This is a genomic window from Halomonas sp. SH5A2 (assembly GCF_014263395.1).
Classification (GTDB): domain Bacteria; phylum Pseudomonadota; class Gammaproteobacteria; order Pseudomonadales; family Halomonadaceae; genus Vreelandella.
Genome location: NZ_CP058321.1, coordinates 1,734,679 through 1,747,787 on the forward strand (window position 1 = coordinate 1,734,679; position 13,109 = coordinate 1,747,787).

At 58.1% G+C, this 13,109-nt stretch carries 11 protein-coding genes; 4 read left to right on the top strand and 7 right to left on the bottom strand.

The window, feature by feature from the left end:
• Positions 1–113: 113 nt before the first annotated feature.
• A complete protein-coding gene (gene ppa, locus HXW73_RS08035; protein ID WP_186255699.1) occupies positions 114–644 on the bottom strand; it encodes an inorganic diphosphatase in 531 nt (176 codons plus the stop codon).
• A 257-nt stretch (positions 645–901) separates the two neighbouring features.
• On the opposite strand from ppa, the gene HXW73_RS08040 reads away from it, so the two are divergent.
• Entirely contained in the window at positions 902–2,617 is a 1,716-nt protein-coding gene (locus HXW73_RS08040; protein ID WP_186255700.1) for a bifunctional protein-serine/threonine kinase/phosphatase, read from the top strand.
• A gap of 96 nt (positions 2,618–2,713) precedes the next feature.
• Here HXW73_RS08040 and HXW73_RS08045 read toward each other — a convergent pair whose 3' ends face one another.
• The gene (locus tag HXW73_RS08045; protein ID WP_186255701.1) at positions 2,714–3,973 is read right to left on the bottom strand and encodes a 6-phosphofructokinase; all 1,260 of its coding nucleotides are present in this window, start codon (positions 3,971–3,973) and stop codon (positions 2,714–2,716) included.
• 83 nt (positions 3,974–4,056) lie between these two features.
• Positions 4,057–4,725, bottom strand: coding sequence for a ribonuclease T (gene rnt, locus HXW73_RS08050; RefSeq protein WP_186255702.1), 669 nt, complete (start codon positions 4,723–4,725; stop codon positions 4,057–4,059).
• Between the two features lie 192 nt (positions 4,726–4,917).
• Between rnt and HXW73_RS08055 the strand changes: the two genes are divergently transcribed.
• From HXW73_RS08055 to HXW73_RS08065, 3 genes are read left to right on the top strand one after another with little or no spacing between them, the layout of a single operon-like run.
• A complete protein-coding gene (locus HXW73_RS08055; protein ID WP_186255703.1) occupies positions 4,918–6,138 on the top strand; it encodes an argininosuccinate synthase in 1,221 nt (406 codons plus the stop codon).
• Positions 6,139–6,193: 55 nt separating this feature from the next.
• Positions 6,194–6,517: an HlyU family transcriptional regulator gene (locus HXW73_RS08060; protein ID WP_186255704.1), complete on the top strand. Its 324-nt coding sequence runs from the start codon at positions 6,194–6,196 to the stop codon at positions 6,515–6,517.
• A gap of 33 nt (positions 6,518–6,550) precedes the next feature.
• A complete protein-coding gene (locus HXW73_RS08065) occupies positions 6,551–7,678 on the top strand; it encodes a DUF294 nucleotidyltransferase-like domain-containing protein (RefSeq protein ID WP_186255705.1) in 1,128 nt (375 codons plus the stop codon).
• 13 nt (positions 7,679–7,691) lie between these two features.
• Here the strand turns inward: HXW73_RS08065 and HXW73_RS08070 are convergent, their stop codons facing one another.
• The 4 genes from HXW73_RS08070 to HXW73_RS08085 are packed head-to-tail and all read right to left on the bottom strand — an operon-like array spanning position 7,692 to position 13,106.
• Entirely contained in the window at positions 7,692–10,463 is a 2,772-nt protein-coding gene (locus HXW73_RS08070) for a sensor histidine kinase (RefSeq protein WP_186255706.1), read from the bottom strand.
• A 2-nt stretch (positions 10,464–10,465) separates the two neighbouring features.
• Complete coding sequence (locus HXW73_RS08075; protein WP_186255707.1) at positions 10,466–10,675, bottom strand: hypothetical protein; 210 nt, start codon at positions 10,673–10,675, stop codon at positions 10,466–10,468.
• Positions 10,675–12,735: a 3'-5' exonuclease gene (locus HXW73_RS08080; protein WP_186255708.1), complete on the bottom strand. Its 2,061-nt coding sequence runs from the start codon at positions 12,733–12,735 to the stop codon at positions 10,675–10,677. The genes HXW73_RS08075 and HXW73_RS08080 overlap by 1 nt, the downstream gene beginning before the upstream one ends.
• On the bottom strand, positions 12,732–13,106 hold the full coding sequence (locus HXW73_RS08085) for a response regulator transcription factor (RefSeq protein WP_186255709.1): 375 nt from the start codon (positions 13,104–13,106) through the stop codon (positions 12,732–12,734). Before HXW73_RS08085 ends, HXW73_RS08080 begins: the two co-directional genes overlap by 4 nt.
• Between the last annotated feature and the right edge of the window lie 3 nt (positions 13,107–13,109).

Below are 13,109 nucleotides of genomic sequence, written 5' to 3' on the forward strand. Positions count from 1 at the left end.
AACGCAACATGGCGCGCTGGTAACGGTTGGCACCGGGCATCAGGAAAAATGCTGACCGTCAACGAAACGGGGCCACCCGAAGGTGGCCCCATTTATCACGAACGCGGAACTGCTTAGGCTTTGTGGTAAGCCGCCGCTGATTTTTCAATCGCCTTGCGTGCTGCGTCTACGCCTTCCCAGGACTCGACTTTAACCCATTTGCCTTTTTCGAGATCTTTGTAGTTCTCAAAGAAGTGGGCAATCTGCTGACGCAGCAATTCGGGTAGGTCGGTGACTTCCTGAATGTCATCGTAGAGCGAGCTGAGCTTGGGGTGCGGAACACATACCAGCTTGGCATCTTCACCGGCTTCATCGGTCATGTTAAGGATGCCGACAGGGCGCGCTCGAATGATGCTGCCTGGCTGGACCGGATGCGGTGTGACCACGAGTGCGTCCAGCGGATCGCCATCGTCGGCCAAGGTGTGGGGGATAAAACCGTAGTTGGCCGGGTAGAACATGGGTGTGGCCATAAAGCGGTCGACCAGCAGGGCCCCCATGTCTTTATCGATCTCGTATTTGATCGGCGCATGATTGGCAGGAATTTCAATCGCCACATATAGGTCGTTGGGCAGATCCTTACCAGCGGGGATGTTGTCGAAGTTCATCATTAATTCCTTGGTCGTACAATGGCTAGGCAACCGAAGTTGCTGTATGAATAGCACCGGATTATACGAACATGGCCGCAAGATTGCCAATGCGACATAGGTGTGTTGCGCCGACAAAGCGTTTCACCATCGTGCTGCACGGTCTGCTTTACGACGTCGCGACGTTTGGCGAGCATCGTTCAGTATCTCCAGCGTGTATCATAGGAATTCCCAGACAGTGATGTCAGTTGCCAATGCTGTATGCTCAGGAGGATGACTTGGCCCATGCCCAATTGCTGATCAGTTACGGTCAGGCATTTGTTGCCCCGGATCGGCGACTGCACCGCAGCTCCATGTCGGTACGCTTCCCCGAACCGCCGTTGCTCAAGGCAAAAGGGGGCTGCGCGGTGATTAGCGATTCGCTAGCGCGTAATACCCTGGCTAAACAGGCGGGTGATTTAAGTGTACGGGGGTTTTTAGCCGATTATTTTTCCACGCCTGATCACTGGGACGTAAAAACGTCGGCGACGCGCGTACTCAGAGCGCTCAATAGCTGGTGTTATGGCCAAAGCCAGCATGTGCAAAATGGTAGCTTCGTGTCATCGCTGTCGGCCTTGATCTTCCGCGAACGCGATGCCCACCTGTTCCACATGGGTGACACCCTGGTGTTTCGTCTGAGAGGCGCCGAGTTCGAACAGCTAACGCGTGATCACGTCACGGACCTGGGCGGGTACCGCTATCCATCGCGGGCGCTGGGTATGGACGGCAGTCTGGATATTGACTACACCCATCTGCCCATGAAGCAGGGCGACCTTTTCCTGTTTACGACCCAGGCCGTGGGGGGCACCTTGCTGCCTTCCGACTACGTGCGGCTAATCCGCCAGGATGCCAGCGATCTGGATGCGGCCTGTGAGCGTCTCGCTAATGAAGCGAAGCAACGCGCTCAGGAACGCGGCTATGGTGGTGACCAGTTCTGCTTCCAGCTGGTACGCATCGATGAGTTGCCTGAAGAAAGTAGCGACCACCCCGGTCAGTTATACGGCGAACTGCCGATACCGCCCGAACTTGCACCCGGGACCAGGCTTGATGGCCTGGAGGTGCTGGCGGTGTTGTCGCGTACGGCCCAGTCACGTATCTACCGTGTACGCGATGTCTACTCAGAGCGGGAAATGGTCATGAAAGCGCCCAGCCCGGAGCTTTCGCTGCGCAATGCCTATCTTGAGCACTTTCTGCTTCAGCAGTGGGTGGTGGAACGGGTCAACTCGCCGTTCGTGGTCAAGGTTGTCGAGCCGTCGCGGTCGCGGCGTTACCTCTATTATCTGATGCAGCATATTGAAGGCGAGACGCTGCGTCAGTGGGCCGAGCGCCATCCCCAGGCAAATCTGTCCCAGCGGCTGGATATTGCCAATCAGCTGGGCAAAGCCGTTCAGGCCTTGCACCATCGCGACATTCTGCATCAGCAAGTCAATCCCGATAATATTTTGATCGATCCGCACGGCAAGGTTGTTCTGACCGACTTCAGCGCCTGCCACATGCGCGAGGTTGACGGCCATCGCCATTCAGGCGAGCTGTTGAGGCAGGTGGGCTTCAATGAGCACACTGCCCCCGAATATGCCCTGGGGGACAGTGTCGGGCGTCGCAGCGACCAATATTCGCTGGCATCGACCGTGTATTGGCTATTGACGGGCGAACTGCCTTACAGCCTGACGCCTAACCGGCTGCGCAGTCATACCGATCTTGAGGGTTTGACTTACCGCAACGCACGAACCACCAACCCTGAAATCTCGCCAGAGCTTGACGAGGCCCTGCGGCGCGCCTTGGATCCCCAGCGTTCACTGCGTTTCAGGCGGTTATCCGAGTTTCTGCATGCCTTACGGCTGCCGTTGGGCAAGCGGATAGTCGGTGACAAGGACCGAAAAGAACCGCGCCACTTCTGGCAGGGAGTGGCCGGTATTCTGCTTTTGCTGCTCGTGCTGTCGTGGCTGTTGCGTTAACCCGCGCACTTTGCCTTGAGTCGACAAAAAAGCCCAGGCGTCGTTGAGACGTTCCCGGGCTTTTTTGTGTATCAACGGATGAGTAACAAGCAACGCTTAAAGTGTGAACACCGGCAGCTTGCGTTCTACCTTGGCCAGTTTCAGCTTGGCGACTTTCGGCAGGCCATTTTCAAACGGCGGGAAATCTTCGCCCTGAATCAGCGGCGAAAGATAGTCACGGCAGGTGTCGGTAATGTCGAAGCCTTCCTCGCTGATGAAATCGCGGGGCATGAACTTCTCCTGGTTTGCCACCTGGGAGAGCGGGGCGGAGATGACATCCCACTGATAGGGTGACTGGGAGATCCGGCGAATGGCCGGCATCATGGCGTTCTTGCCCGCCAGCGCCAGCGTCACCGCTTCACGACCTACCGCATAGGCCTGTTCCACATCGGTTTTAGACGCCAGGTGACGGGCAGCGCGCTGCAGGTAATCCGCAACGGCCCAGTGGTATTTATAGCCCAGGTCCTGCTTGATCATGCCGGCCAGCGTCGGGGCAACGCCGCCCAGTTGGCGGTGGCCAAAAGCGTCGGTGTTGCCCGCATCGGCCAGGAAGGTGCCGTCTTCGTAGCGTGCCCCTTCCGATACCACGATAACGCAGTAGCCATTCTGCTTTACGCTTTGCTCGACCCTTTCCATCACCGCTTTACGGTTGAACGGAATTTCGGGGAATACGATCAGGTGGGGTGGCTCACCAGCGCCTTCACCGGCTAACCCGCCTGCCGCCGCAATCCAGCCTGCATGGCGGCCCATCACTTCAAGCACAAACACCTTGGTGGATGTGGCGCACATCGAGGCGATGTCCAATGACGCCTCACGGGTAGAGGTGGCGATGTACTTCGCCACGCTGCCAAAACCTGGGCTGTTGTCGGTAATCGGCAGGTCGTTATCGACGGTTTTGGGCACGTGAATCGCCGTCAGAGGATAGCCCAGTTTTTCGGAAAGCTGAGACACTTTCAGGCAGGTATCCGCGCTGTCGCCGCCACCATTGTAAAAGAAGTAGCGGATATCGTGGGCCTTGAAGACCTCGATAAGGCGCTCGTATTGAGCACGGTGGGTGTCGATATCTTTAAGCTTGTAGCGGCAAGAGCCAAACGCACCCCCGGGCGTGTAGCGCAAGGCTGCGATGGCGTCGTCGCTTTCCTGGGTGACATCGATGAGATCTTCCGTCAGGGCTCCAATAATGCCGTTATGACCGGCATAGACCTTGCCAATCTGGTCGGGGGCTTGGCGGCAAGCTTCGATGACGCCGCAAGCGCTGGCATTGATCACTGCGGTGACACCGCCTGATTGGGCGTAAAAGGCATTATACTGAGCCATGGAAACGTCTCATCTCCTGAAAGTCGGAAAGCTTAATAATAAGTGGGCAAAGTTTAGCGTAAAGCGTTAAGGCCTGCATACGGCTAGTCGCCGTTATCCAGGGCCTGTTCGCGCTGGGCCAGTTGCCAGCCACCTAAATCCTTGTAGCGGTTGACCATGGCGCAGAACAGCTCTGCTGTGCGTTCGGTATCGTAGCGCGCTGAGTGAGCCGCTTTATTATCAAATTCAATACCCGCTGCCTGGCAGGCGCGCGCCAGAACGGTCTGGCCATAGATCAATCCTGCCAGGGTCGCCGTGTCGAAGCTGGAAAAAGGGTGAAAGGGGTTGCGCTTGATACCGCAACGGTTGGCGGCCGCGTTTAAAAAACCATGATCGAACGCAGCGTTATGGCCGACCAGGATAGCCCGCGAACAGCCGTGGGCTTTAATCGACTTGCGGATTGGCCGAAAAATTTCGCCCAAGGCCTCTTCTTCACTCAGCGCGACCTGCTGACGTAACGGGTCATCCAGGTTGATGCCGGTGAAATCCAGCGCGGATTGCTCAACGTTGGCTCCCTCAAACGGCTGAATATGGTAGGCGTGAGTGGTATCGGGCAGAAGGTTGCCTTCTGGGTCCATTGTCAGGGTAACGGCAGCAATTTCCAGCACGGCGTCACCTTGTGCATTGAAGCCGCCGGTCTCTAAATCAACGACAACGGGCAGGTAACTGCGAAAACGTTGGGCCATTAATTCGCGGGCAATCGCCTCGCTCATGCAGCTCTCCTTAGTCTGCGAGTAATCGGTTAGCGCTTTTCGTGGGGTGATTCTAGCAGTTTCCTGTTAAGGCGTCGTTGGCGGTATTCGCTGAGCACTGAGAACGCTATACTTGGAGACTGGTATTTTTCAGCGTGAGCCATTCCACGATTAACGAGTCTGGCGCGCACTTGTTCAGAAAAGGAGTCAAGAATGTCCGATGTCAAAAAGGTTGTGCTGGCATATTCAGGCGGCCTGGACACATCCGTTATCGTCAAGTGGTTGCAAGAAACCTACAACTGCGAGGTGGTGACGTTTACCGCCGACATCGGTCAGGGCGAAGAGGTTGAGCCAGCGCGCGCCAAGGCAGAGGCGTTGGGCGTCAAAGAAATCTATATCGAAGACCTGCGCGAAGAGTTTGTGCGCGACTTCGTCTACCCGATGTTTCGTGCCAACACCATCTACGAAGGTGAATACCTGCTGGGTACCTCCATTGCCCGGCCATTGATCGCTAAACGCCTGATCGATATCGCCAACGAGACCGGTGCCGATGCCATTTCCCACGGTGCGACCGGCAAAGGCAACGACCAGGTTCGCTTTGAGCTGGGCGGCTACGCCTTGAAGCCAGGTGTGAAAGTGATCGCGCCATGGCGTGAGTGGGATCTCACCTCACGTGAAAAGCTGATGGCATACTGCGAAGAGCACAACATCCCCGTCGATTTCTCCAGTAAAAAGAAAAAATCGCCTTACTCGATGGATGCCAATCTGCTGCATATTTCTTACGAAGGCGGCATTCTGGAAGATCCTTGGGCGGAAGCCGAAGAAGATATGTGGCGCTGGAGTGTTTCGCCCGAAGCCGCCCCCGATCAGCCGACCTATATTGAGCTGTCCTTTGAGAAAGGCGATATCGTGGCGATTGACGGTGAAACCCTCAAGCCTCATGAAGTGCTTGAAAAGCTTAACAAGCTGGGTGGCGATAACGGCATCGGCCGTCTGGATATCGTTGAAAACCGCTATGTGGGCATGAAATCGCGTGGCTGCTATGAAACGCCAGGGGGAAGTATCATGCTGCGCGCCCATCGGGCGATCGAGTCGTTGACCCTGGACCGCGAAGAAGCTCATCTCAAAGACCAACTGATGCCGAAGTACGCTGAAGTCATCTACAACGGCTACTGGTGGAGCCCGGAGCGTCGCATGCTCCAGGCCGCGATCGATGAAACCCAGCACAACGTATCCGGTGTGGTGCGCATGAAGCTCTACAAGGGTAATGCCATCGTGGTGGGCCGTCAGTCAGAGCAGTCGTTGTTTGATGAATCGATTGCCACCTTTGAAGACGACGCCGGAGCTTACGATCAAAAAGACGCCGAAGGCTTTATCAAGCTGAACGCGCTGCGCCTGCGGATTGCGGCAGGTAAAGGCCGTAAACAGAGCTAACGGACTGGTTGGGCGGCAAGCGTGGCTTGCCGCCTGCCGGACGCGAGGAGTCACAATGTTAAAAAAACTACTCTCAGGTTTGCTGGGTGGCGGCCAGGAAGGCGCTACGGGTAAAGCCCAGTCGGCCGATCCCGTCGAATATAAAGGCTACATGATCACCTCCCAACCCGATAACCAGAGCGGTCAATACCGAGTCAGCGGCTTGATCAGCCGACCCCAGGGAGAAGATGATGCGCTTGAGCACCGCTTTGAGCGCTCGGACATGCTGCCCAGTCGCGAAGCGTGCGACGCCATGATGGTCACTAAAGCCCAGCGCTACATCGATGAAGTGGGTGATGACATGTTCAAGCCCGACCCGCGTCACGAAGGTGGCCGGTAACCAAGAGGCCGCTGCACCGTTAAGGAGAGGCGTATGCGTGTTGTCCACCAAGCCTCACCCTGGCGCTCCCTGTTCAATGATGATGGGACGCTCAATTTACCGGCGCTCAACGCGCCGCTGAGTCATCTTTCAACATATCTTTCTTCGCCGTTTACCTCGTTAGCCGATGCGCATGCGTGGCAGCTGTCCCTGGTTGATTCACTGGACCACTACGATCTGCCAGCTTGGCGCATTAGTGAGGTGATCAGTGACCACAACGCCATGCTTTACCGTCAGGCGATTTCGCTATCGCTTGACGAAATGCGCGCACAAGGCTGGGGAGAACCGCCGGTTGACTACTGCGTACTGCTGTTAGGCTCGGCAGCGCGCTACGAGAGTTTACTGGGTCCCGACCAGGACAACGCGCTGATCATTGACGACTACCCCGACCACCGGCACGTCGAGATCGACGGCTACTTTCAAGCATTAGGCGAGCGGTTTACAAAGCGTCTGGATGAGGCGGGTATACCGCTATGCCGAGGCCATGTGATGGCGCGCTGGCCGATGTGGCGTAAACGATTGAGCGAGTGGCGTGCGCAGCTGGCAATCTGGAGTGCCGACCGGCAGGTAAAGCGGGTACAGCAGACCAATATATTGCTTGATTTTTCACCGGTTGCGGGCAATCCCGCGCTGGCGGAGCGACTGGCTGACAGCATTGCGGCGACGCTGCCCAAGGCATCGTTGTTCATGCATGAGATGGCGGCATTGCTTGAAGAGCTTCCGGTGGCACTGGACCGCTTTGGGCGGATAGCCTCAAGCCCCGGCCTGGCGGCACCCCACGATCAAGCCATCAATCTGAAGCAACAGGGATTACTGCCGCTGATCAGTGCTGCGCGGTTGCTGTGTGTTCGTCATAAACGCCATGAAGTAGCCACCCGAGAGCGGCTGATTGCACTCAGCCATGCATCACAGGCGCTAACCCCGGTGCAATCAGGTCTACTCCTGGCGGCCTTTGAGCGCCTGCAGCAGCGCTTGCTGGATCAGCAGCGATACAATAAAGTCCGCGGTCACGCTGCTGACGGTTGGGTTGATGTGCAACGTCTCCGCGAAGATGAGCGTCTGCTGTTAAAGTTCGATCTCCAGCAAATCAAAGCGTTTGTACAGCGCGCAAGAACTACCTAGCCAAGCGTCGTGCTTATGATGCTGACGGTGGCGCGGATGAATCTGTCGCCGCGGGATGCTCAGGGGCGGGTGGCAGCTCCAGTGTCAGGCAGGCACCGCCTAGGGATATGGCATCTTCCACCCACAGGCGTCCACCCAGGTGGGCAATAATGCCCCGACTGATGGGTAGCCCGAGCCCGCTTCCCTTGGGGCGGCCATGGGGGATATCGCCGTCCTGCTGTATCTGATGAAATTTTTCGAATACCCGTTCGCGTTCATCAACGCTAATCCCCGCGCCGTTATCTTCCACACTCAAACGGAAATGGTCGCGATGGCGATAAAGCGCCAGACGGACCCTGGGCTGATGGCGATCAGCAAATTTGCCCGCGTTATCGAGTAAATTGATGATCACCTGTTCCAGGCGGTCCTGGTCGCCGATGACCATCGCGGGGTCAGCCTCAAGACTCATTTCAAGCTCAATCCCGCGTTCTTGGTGCAGGTGTGCAATGGCATCAATACTGCGCCGCGCCAGCGCGGCCAGGTCCAGCGGCACCGGGTTGAGCGTCAACCGGCCGCTTTCCAATCGCGCAAGATCCAGAATCTCTTCTATCAGGCGGGATAGCCGCTGGCTTTCATGAACGATAACCCCCAGAAAGTGCTCACGTTTTTCATTGGGTAGCTGGCTGTTATCGCGCAGAATTTCGGCAAAAGCGCGAATTGAGGTGAGCGGTGTACGCAGTTCGTGGCTGACCATGGCGACAAACTCATCTTTCAATCGGTCCAGCTCGCGCAGCCGTTCATTGGCACCGCGTAACTCCTCGCCGATTTGCGCCAGCTCCTGGGATTTCTGCTCCAGGCGGCGGTTGTACTCAAGGGTTTGGGACGTGGTATCCAGAATGCTCAGAACTGACTCGATATCCAGTGCTTCGCCGCGTACCACCGAGTTGATCAGCACCCGGGCCGAGGCACTGCCCAGCGATCCAGCAAGTGCCTGTTCGGCGCGGGTAATCAGCTCGGCGTTGGCGGGCTCATCCGCCACGAAGACATTGTCAGATCGATTTTGACGGAAGACACGCCGAGTGGCCTGATTTCCAAGGTAGCGAATGAGCAATTCGTTAAGCGCCCCTTGCGTCGTTTGCCCTCGCCAGAGCGGGGCCGTTTGCAGGTTGGGATGCATCGCTTCGGTGAACAGCGCCGCCTGGGTCTGTTCAAGCGGTGTGGGGCGGGTAAATAGCGAAACACCCACCAATAGCCCCACGTTGGCCAGCATGCTCCAGAGCAGCGAATGGGTATAAATATCCCAGTCTTCGAGGCCGAATAATCCATAGGGGATCAGCAAATCGATGCCCCAGGGGCCCTCGGTGAGCAATGCCGCATCCAGCCAGCCGGACTGGGCAAAGCCGGGTAACAGCAGGGTGTAACACCAGACCACGAAACCCGCTATCAGCCCAGCAGCGGCGCCCTGGCGGGTGGCGCCACGCCAGTAAAGACCGATCAGTAGCGCCGGGGCAAACTGAGCCGCGCCGGCAAAAGACACCAGGCCAATGGTGACCAGACTATAGGAGTCGCCAATCAGCGCATGGTAGAGATAGCCGAGAAGCAGAATCAGCACAATGGCCACGCGGCGGATGCCGAGCAGCCAGCCGGCAAGCTCGCCCTTGGTGCTCAGGTGCAGCCGCCGAGAGCGCAACAGCAGCGGCATGACCAGCTGGTTGCTGACCATGGTGGAAAGCGCAATCGTCTCGACGATGACCATGCCGGTGGCTGCCGAGAGACCGCCTATGAATACCAGCAGAGGCAAACCTTCCAGCCCGGCGGAAAGCGGCAGCGTCAACACAAAGCTGTCGGGGTCGCCGGCACTCACGCCCAGTAGCAGTCCCGCCAACGCAATGGGAATCACGAACAGGTTGATCAGCAGCATATAAAGCGGAAACAGCCAGCTTGCCCGAGTGAGATGCTGCTCATCGACATTTTCGACCACCAGCACCTGAAACTGGCGTGGCAGGGTCAGAAAGGCCAGAAAGGCCAGCACCAGCATGCCCACCCAGCCGGTGGCGCCGCCAGGCACACTATCCAGTCGCATGCTTTCAGCCAGTTCGGGCGTTGCGGCCACCTGGTCAAACAGCGCCCCAGGTCCTTCAAACATGACAAAGACGACAAACACACCGACGGCCATAAACGCTACCAGCTTGACGATCGACTCTAGCGCGATGGCTGCCACCATGCCCTCGTGGCGTTCGCTGGCATCCAGATGGCGGGTACCAAACAGGATGATGAAAACGGCCAGCACCAGGGCGACCCAGAGGGATTTATCCATCCAGAAGTGTTCATCGACAAGGGTGGTGTCGGCGGCGTCGGGGTAGTTGATCAGCACGGCATGGCTGACGGTGATGGCTTTTAACTGCAAGGCGATATAGGGCGTGATGCTGATCAGGGCCATCAAGGCGACGAGTGCGCCGAGGCTAGTGCTTTTGCCATAGCGGGCGCTGATGAAGTCGGCAATCGAGGTGATGCGCTGGCGAGCGGCGATACGCACCATTTTGCGAATGACAAAAGGCGACAGCAGCATTGCAAGCGTGGGGCCCAGGTAGATGAGCAGAAAACTGGGGCCATGCTCGGCGGCTCGCCCCACACTGCCGTAAAAGGTCCAGGCGGTGCAGTAGACAGCGATGGAAAGCGCATAGACCGTGGGGGAGCCAATCAGCGAGCGACCCTGTTCAGCGCGACGATCCCCCCAAGCGGCGACCACGAACAACAGGGCCAGGTAGCCAAAGGCGGTACCCAGGATAATGGGGTCAGTACGCATGGTCAGCGTCCCGCACGGTGTTCCATCAGCCACGCTGCCAGGCCGATGACGATTGCCCAGGCGCAAAATAGATACAGCGGCAGCCAGCTCACGTGGGGTGAGGGAAGGCGGTCAACCACAATGATCAGGGGCGGGCAAAATAGCAGCAAGGCAATGGCGACTAAAGCGACCAGGCGTTCCGTTTTGCGTGTTTGATGGTCTGACGGTGTCATTAGGCGCTGGCATCCTGTCGGTCGAAGGCATTGGCCTGAAGAGCGAGCAGCTGCTCCAGGGTATTGATGCCGCGGGCTTCCAGGCGCGGTAGTAGCGCGAGCCAGAGTTCGGCGGTGACCCGGGCATCGCCCAGCGCCGTGTGGCGTGTGCCGGGCGGGAAGGCCAGGTCGTATCGCTGGGCAAGGCTATCGAGGTCGTGCCCATCCAGCGCTTCGTCTAGCGCGCGTGAGATAAGCAGGGTATCGATCACGGGAAGATCAAAGGTGACGCCGTGATGGCTGATGGCAAGTAAGTCAAAGGCGGCGTTATGGGCCAGCAGCACCGCTTCGCCGACATAGTCACGAAAACGGCTAAGCACGATATCCAATGGCGGCGCGCCCGCCACATCTGCATCGGTAAGCCCATGAATGGCGGTACTGGCCAGCGGGATAGGCCGCTTGGGGTCGACTTTTTGATCGAAGACGTCACTTGCCAACAGCCGCGCATTAACCACGCGACAGGCGCCCAGGCTAATCACGGTATCGCCGCGGCGCAGCTCAAGCCCGGTGGTTTCGGTATCAAACGCCACCACATCCAGGCTGCGCAGCGAGCGGCTGGCGAGGGCTTCATCCGGCGGCGGAAGGTCGGCAATGCCAAAGTCATGGAATTCCGGGCGCGGCGGGGCGGTTTCCCGCGGGGCGCCCACGCGATCCATGGCGGGTAGCGGAAGGCGTAGGCGGGCGTGGATGCCATTGTCGTCCGCCAGGCTCCAGATATCGCTGGCATGCTGGCGCAGCACATCGGCAACGTTGGGGCTTAGCGGCAGTGACGGCAACGGTTGCTGCCGCCATTCGGCCAGCGCATGCTCGGGCAACGCCTTGCCGTGCCAGATAAGGTCTAGATAGACACGCTTATTACCCAGGCACATTTCGCCCTCAAAGCCGCTGTCGGGCAGGTGCGCGTTGAGGTGTTTGCAGAGTGAGTCGAACAGGGCAATCAGGGCCGGTGCGTCGCCCTTGAACCAGGCTGGCATGCCGACGGGGGTAATCAGGCGGTGTTCTGGATCGAGGCGTTCGTCCAGGGCTTGCCAGAAATCGTTGGACCACATGGGCGTCAGGCGTTCGCCCTGGTGCTGCATATCATCGAGCAACTGACCGATTTTAGCGACATTGTCGCCAAGCGTAGCGCCTTCCTCCTGGATGACGTGTTCAAGCCGCTGGCGCAGTGATGAGGTTTCCAGATCCCCTTGATGACGCAACTGGATCAGCGCGTCAGCGGCACTGGTCAGGCTCGCGGTATGCTGGCGAAGGGGTGTCAACATGTCAGCAAGCTCCGCACGTACCCCCATTTCGCTCGACCAGGAGGCTGTCGCGTCACTGAACGTCAACAGCGTTTCGCCGTCGCTGCCCGGAACGCGGCGCAAAATGACTTTCAGCCAGCGATCGTCACAGGGAGAAAGGAGTTCACGCGGCGCGCCGTCATTGGGTAGCTGGCTGATCGCTTGCTGCAAGCTAGCAACCGGCAGGAGCGCCTCCAGGCGTTTGCCCAGGCCAAGGCCGGTATTGTCGGCGAAGAAGTCTTCAGCTGCCTGGTTGAACAGCATCACACGGCGGTGATGGTCACACAGCAGGAGAGGGGTTTCGAGCACCTGCAGCAGGGTTTCAAGTTCCTGGCGAATTTTGGCGGCGCTGCGCGCCCCTTCTGTATGCGCCGTGGCCAGGCGGCTACGATCGTCTCGCCAGCTCTCGCGAACCCGGTGCAGGTCTGGCCCCAAGCCTTTCAGCCAGCCTTCGGGCGGGTATTCATCGCGTGCATCAGGGTTTGCCACCAGGCGCGCCAACTGAACCTGCAGGTGGCGCAGTGGGGTAAACAGCATGCGTTCAAGCAGCAATCCCGCCAGGAAAATCGTCACGCCGCCGGAAAAACTGCCCAGCCATAAGGCGACTCGCGTCGCCCCGCTCGGGGCCAATTGAGCATCCAGCCAGGCAGCAAAGACAGCCCCGCCCAGCAGGCTGATACCGCTAAGCAGAAGCCATAGGCCAATCAACCGCTGGCGTTTGGGCAGTCCGCCTTTTGTCATGAGGTGTTTCCCGTTAGCAATGCATTGACTTTTTCGACCAACGCCTGGGTTGAGAAGGGCTTGGTGATGTAATCATCAGCCCCCAGTGCCATGCCTTTTTCCCGCTCCACTTCTCGGCCGTGAGCGGTCAGCATAATGATAGGTAGCGTCGCCGTATTGCTGTCTTGGCGTAACCGCTCCAGCACATCAAAACCGCTAATACCGGGCAGGCTAATGTCCAGCAAGATAAGGTCAGGCTTGGTTTGTTGTACATGCGCAAGCGCTTGCTCGCCGTCTTCTGCCGTCATTACGTCGAAGCCCGCTTGCTGCATAAGAAACTCAAGCGAGATAAGGATATTGGGTTCGTCATCGACCACAAGCACTCTGGCCATCGT

What these genes read in the sequence shown, in the direction of transcription:
- HXW73_RS08070 (WP_186255706.1), bottom strand. Translation starts at nt 10,463, where the DNA reads ATGCGTACTGACCCCATTATCCTGGGTACCGCCTTTGGCTACCTGGCC.
- HXW73_RS08080 (WP_186255708.1), bottom strand. Translation starts at nt 12,735, where the DNA reads ATGACAAAAGGCGGACTGCCCAAACGCCAGCGGTTGATTGGCCTATGG.
- ppa (WP_186255699.1), bottom strand. Translation starts at nt 644, where the DNA reads ATGAACTTCGACAACATCCCCGCTGGTAAGGATCTGCCCAACGACCTA.
- HXW73_RS08060 (WP_186255704.1), top strand. Translation starts at nt 6,194, where the DNA reads ATGTTAAAAAAACTACTCTCAGGTTTGCTGGGTGGCGGCCAGGAAGGC.
- HXW73_RS08065 (WP_186255705.1), top strand. Translation starts at nt 6,551, where the DNA reads ATGCGTGTTGTCCACCAAGCCTCACCCTGGCGCTCCCTGTTCAATGAT.
- rnt (WP_186255702.1), bottom strand. Translation starts at nt 4,725, where the DNA reads ATGAGCGAGGCGATTGCCCGCGAATTAATGGCCCAACGTTTTCGCAGT.
- HXW73_RS08055 (WP_186255703.1), top strand. Translation starts at nt 4,918, where the DNA reads ATGTCCGATGTCAAAAAGGTTGTGCTGGCATATTCAGGCGGCCTGGAC.
- HXW73_RS08075 (WP_186255707.1), bottom strand. Translation starts at nt 10,675, where the DNA reads ATGACACCGTCAGACCATCAAACACGCAAAACGGAACGCCTGGTCGCT.
- HXW73_RS08045 (WP_186255701.1), bottom strand. Translation starts at nt 3,973, where the DNA reads ATGGCTCAGTATAATGCCTTTTACGCCCAATCAGGCGGTGTCACCGCA.
- HXW73_RS08085 (WP_186255709.1), bottom strand. Translation starts at nt 13,106, where the DNA reads ATGGCCAGAGTGCTTGTGGTCGATGACGAACCCAATATCCTTATCTCG.